We start from the raw sequence: 4,788 nt of genomic DNA, 5'->3' as shown, positions 1-4,788 counted from the left end.
CCGACCGCCGTTTTCGCAGCTGCCGCAGCTCCTACAGGGGGGCGGGACGCGCGACGGTTTTGTAGGAGCGCCGGCAGGCGCGAAGGCGGCGGTGAAATCCGCGCCCGCGTCACCTGCCCGACCGCCGTTTTCGCAGCTACCGCAGCTCCTACAAGGGGGCGGGACGCGCGACGGTTTTGTAGGAGCGCCGGCAGGCGCGAATGCGGCGGTGAAATCCGCGCCCGCGTCGCCTGCCCGACCGCCTCGTTCGCAGCTGCCGCAGTTCCTACAGGGGGGCGGGACGCGCGGCGGTTCGTGTAGGAGCGCCGGCAGGCGCGAATGCAGCCGTGAAATCCGCGCCCGCGTCGCCTGCCCGACCGCCGTTTTCGCAGCTGCCGCAGCTCCTACAGGGGGGCGGGACGCGCGACGGTTTTGTAGGAGCGCCGGCAGGCGCGAATGCAGCCGTGAAATCCGCGCCCGCGTCACCTGCGCGACCGCCGTTTTCGCAGCTGCCGCAGCTCCTACAGGGGGGCGGGACGCGCGGCGGTTTTTAGGAGAAGGCGGCGGTGAAATCCGCGCCCGCGCCGCCTGCCCGACCGCCGTTTTCGCAGCTACCGCAGCTCCTACAGGGGGGCGGGACGCGCGACGGTTTTGTAGGAGCGCCGGCAGGCGCGAAGGCGGCCGTGAAATCCGCGCCCGCGCCGCCTGCCCGACCGCCTCGTTCGCAGCTGCCGCAGTTCCTACAGGGGGGCGGGACGCGCGGCGGTTCGTGTAGGAGCGCCGGCAGGCGCGAAGGCGGCGGCGGAATTCCGCGCCGGCGTCGATTGCGGGTCGCCTCGTTCGCAGCTGCCGCAGCGCCTACAGGGGGCGGGATGCGTGGCGGTTTGTGTAGGAGCGCCGGCAGGCGCGAGTTCGGCGACAGGGGCGCTGCGCGTGCGGTCAGCCCTGCTCGGCGTGGAAGCGGAAGCCGCCGCGGCCGCGGTGCTTGACGGTGTAGAGCGCGGTGTCGGCGCGGCGCTGCAACTCCTCGGCGTCGGCGTCGCCCTGCGGGCCGAGGGCGATGCCGACCGAGGCGCCGATCTGCGCCACGCCCTCGCCGAGCTCGAAGGGCTCGGACATGGACGCGCAGATGCGCGCGGCCACCTCGGCGGCGTCCTCGCGGCCCCCGACCTCGCCGAGGATCACCGCGAACTCGTCGCCGCCCAGGCGCGCCACCGTGTCGGAGGCGCGCACGCAGAGCTGCAGCCTGCGACCGACCTCGACCAGCAGCGCGTCGCCCGCGAGGTGGCCGAAGCGGTCATTGACGCCCTTGAAGCGGTCGAGGTCGACCAGCATCAGCGCGAACTGCTCGCCATGGCGCAGCGCGCTGGCGATCGCGGACTGCAGGCGATCCTCGAACAGGCGGCGGTTGGGCAGGCCGGTGAGCGCGTCGTGGTTGGCGCGGAAGCGCAGCCTCTCCTCGCTCTGCTTGCGCGAGGTGATGTCGGTCATCGTGGCGACGAAGCCCTCGGGCGCGTCGGCCTCGCCGATCCGCACCGCCGACATCCACTGCACGTAGAGGTCGCCGTCCTTGCGCCGGTTCCACACCTCGCCCTGCCAGCGCCCGGTGGCGACCAGCGTGGCGAGGAGATCGCCGAAGAAGGCCGGATCGTGGCGCCCCGAGCCGAGCATGGACGGCGTGCGGCCGAGGACTTCTTCTGCCGCGTAGCCGGTGATCTCGCTGAAGGCGGGATTGACCTGGACGATGCGCAGCGCTGCGTCGGTCAGCATGATGCCCTCGGCCGCGCTGTCGAAGATCGCGCGGTAGCGCGACTCGCTCGCTGCCAGGCGCTGCTCGCTGCGGCGGTGCAGCTCGACCTCGCCGGCGAGGCGGCGGTTGGCCTCGGCGAGCTCACCGGTGCGGCGCTCGATCAGGCGCTCCTGTTCGGCGTTGATGCACCGTACCTGGGCGACGTGGCGCCGGTTGGCGCGCAGCAGGCCGTGCACCAGGCCGGCGGCGAGCAGGCCGGCAAGCACGTAGACGAAGACCGCGCGCGTGCGCAGCTGGTCGCGGCGGGCGATCAGCACCTCGGCCGGCATCGTCACCGAGATACCACCGCGGATGTCCCCCAGCGCGTACCCCTGCTCGGCGTGGCATTGCAGGCAGGGCTCGCGCACCAGCAGCGGCGCCATGTAGCGATGCGCCGGCCCCCTGCCCTGCTCACCGCCCTCCACCAGCGCCAGCACCTCGCGCTCGCCGGCCTCGAAACGCGCGAGCGCCTCGGCCTCCCAGTCGTCGGCGCGGTTCTCCGGGCGGATCGGCTTCAGGCTGGTGATGTGCAGGCGCGCGCCGTCCGCGTGCAGGGCGAGGTCGGCGATCTGGCGCGTCATGTAGGCGGGATTGACCATGGTCAGGCGCACGCCGTCGCTGGTCTGCAAGTCGCGCGCCGGGTGCTGGAGCCAGGGGTTCGGCTGCGTCGTCTCGTCCACCACGACATACACGCCACCGTGCATGGCGTTCCATTCGCGGGTGGTCTCGATGAGCGAGAACAGCGCGGCACCGCGCTCGCGCGCGATCGCGGCGACGCTGCGGTCGATCAGCCGCCACTCGAGCGCGAGCAGCGTGCCGAACAGCAGCACGCCGCAGAGGTAGATGAGCGCGACGATGCGCAGGGGATGCGCATCGCCGGATGCGGGCGCCGACTCCATGTCATCGCCTCCGGTGAGCATGCCTCATTCTATGGACAAAGCACGCGCGCGGGCGTGATGCGTTTCCTCACGCCGGGCAGCCGGCTGCAGCGGCGTGCCGTCCTCGGCCTCCTCGCCGAGGAAGCCGCCGCTCTGATGCGCCCACAGGCGCGCGTACAGGCCGCCGCGGGCGAGCAGGCCGTGGTGGTCGCCCTCCTCGACGATGCGGCCCTTGTCCATCACCACCAGGCGGTCCATCGCCGCGATCGTCGACAGCCGGTGCGCGATCGCGACCACGGTCTTGCCCTCCATCAGGCGGTAGAGGCTGGCCTGGATCGCCGCCTCGACCTCGGAGTCGAGCGCGCTGGTGGCCTCGTCGAGGAGCAGGATGGGCGCGTCCTTCAGCATCACGCGCGCGATCGCGATGCGCTGGCGCTGGCCGCCGGAGAGCTTCACGCCGCGCTCGCCGACGTGGGCGTCGTAGCCGCTGCGCCCCTTGGGGTCGCTGAGGCCGAGGATGAACTCATGCGCCTCGGCCCTTTTCGCGGCGGCGATCATGTCGGCGTCGGTGGCGTCCGGGCGGCCGTAGAGGATGTTGTCGCGCACCGAGCGGTGCAGCAGCGAGGTGTCCTGGGTGACCATGCCGATCTGCGCGCGCAGGCTGTTCTGGGTGACGCCGGCGATGTCCTGGCCGTCGATGAGGATGCGGCCCTGCTCGAGGTCGTAGAAGCGCAGCAGCAGGTTCACCAGCGTCGACTTGCCCGCGCCCGAGCGCCCGACCACGCCGATCTTCTCGCCCGGGCGGATGGTGAGCGTGAAGTCGTCGATGACCCGCCGCGCCTGCGGGCCGGTGGCGCCGTAGGCGAACACGAGCTGCTCGAAGCGCACCTCGCCGCGGCTCACCACGAGCGCCTTCGCGTCCGCGCGGTCGACCACCGCGTGCGGGCGCGACAAGGTGTTGATGCCGTCCTGCACGGTGCCCACGTTCTCGAACAGCGAGGCCATCTCCCACATCACCCAGTGCGACATGCCGTTGAGGCGCAGCGCCATCGCGGTCGCCGCCGCCACTGCGCCGACGCCGACCTGGCCCTGGCTCCACAGCCACAGCGCGACCCCGCTGGTGGCGAGGATCAGGCCCATCGACAGGCTGTGCACGACGATCTCGATGCCGCTCACCAGGCGCATCTGCGCATGCACGGTGTGCAGGAACTCCTGCATCGCGCCGCGCGCGTAAGCAGCCTCGCGGCCGGCGTGGGAGAACAGCTTGACGGTGGCGATGTTGGTGTAGGCGTCGGTGATGCGCCCGGTCATCAGCGAACGCGCGTCGGCCTGCGCGCGCGACACCCTGGAGAGCCGCGGCACGAACCAGCGCAGCACCAGCACATACAGCGCCAGCCAGCCGAGGAAGGGGGCCAGGAACCAGGCGTCGAAGCTCGCCACCACCGCGGTCAGGGTGACGAAGTAGATGACGACGAAGACCAGGATGTCGGTCATGATCAGGCAGGTGTCGCGCACCGCGAGCGCGGTCTGCATGACCTTGGCCGACACCCGGCCGGCGAACTCGTCCTGGTAGAAGCTCATGCTCTGGCCGAGCATCAGGCGATGGAAATTCCAGCGCAGCCGCATCGGGAAGTTGCCCGCCAGGCTCTGGTGCTTGAGCATGGTCTGCACCGCCACCAGCGCGATGCTGCCGACGATGATGGCGGCGAGCAGCAGCAGGGTTCCGCCCTCGTCCGCCCACAGGCGCGCGGGCTCGACCGCCGCCAGCCAGTCGACCACCTTGCCGAGCATGGCGAACAGCAGCGCCTCGAAGGCGCCAATGGTCGCGGTGAGCAGCATCATGCCGAGGATGAAGGGGCGCATGCCCTCGGTGCCCGCCCACAGGAAGGCGAAGAAGCCGCGCGGCGCGGGGCCGGGGGCGGCTTCGGGATAGGGGTCGACGCGGCGTTCGAACCAGCTGAAAGGCACGGCAGTGCTCCGTGATGGGTCCGGCCTGTGACCGGCCGGAGGGGCCGCGGGTGCCCGCGGCAAAGCAAAAAGCCCCGCGCAAGGCGGGGCGGGGTGCCCGACGGGCGGCGGCGCCTGCGCTGCGGCAAGGTCCGCGGCCACCGCCGCTCCATGCGGAGGCGGGGCGGCGTTCGC

Annotated in this window: 2 protein-coding genes; both read right to left on the bottom strand. The window is 71.8% G+C overall.

Translation table 11 applies throughout. The annotated features are described in order from the left end of the window. Nucleotides 1–918: 918 nt before the first annotated feature. Entirely contained in the window at nucleotides 919–2,688 is a 1,770-nt protein-coding gene (locus C667_RS20280) for a diguanylate cyclase domain-containing protein (protein ID WP_245538516.1), read from the bottom strand. 3 nt (nucleotides 2,689–2,691) lie between these two features. Further along, nucleotides 2,692–4,614 carry an ABC transporter ATP-binding protein gene (locus C667_RS20275; protein ID WP_004379939.1) on the bottom strand — a complete coding sequence of 641 codons (1,923 nt, stop codon included), beginning with the start codon at nucleotides 4,612–4,614 and terminating at the stop codon, nucleotides 2,692–2,694. Nucleotides 4,615–4,788: the final 174 nt, after the last annotated feature.

It is taken from the genome of Thauera phenylacetica B4P (genome assembly GCF_000310225.1).
Taxonomy (GTDB): Bacteria; Pseudomonadota; Gammaproteobacteria; order Burkholderiales; family Rhodocyclaceae; genus Thauera; species Thauera phenylacetica.
Note: the sequence above shows the minus strand (reverse complement) of the source record. Positions and strands in the feature narration are given on the sequence as shown.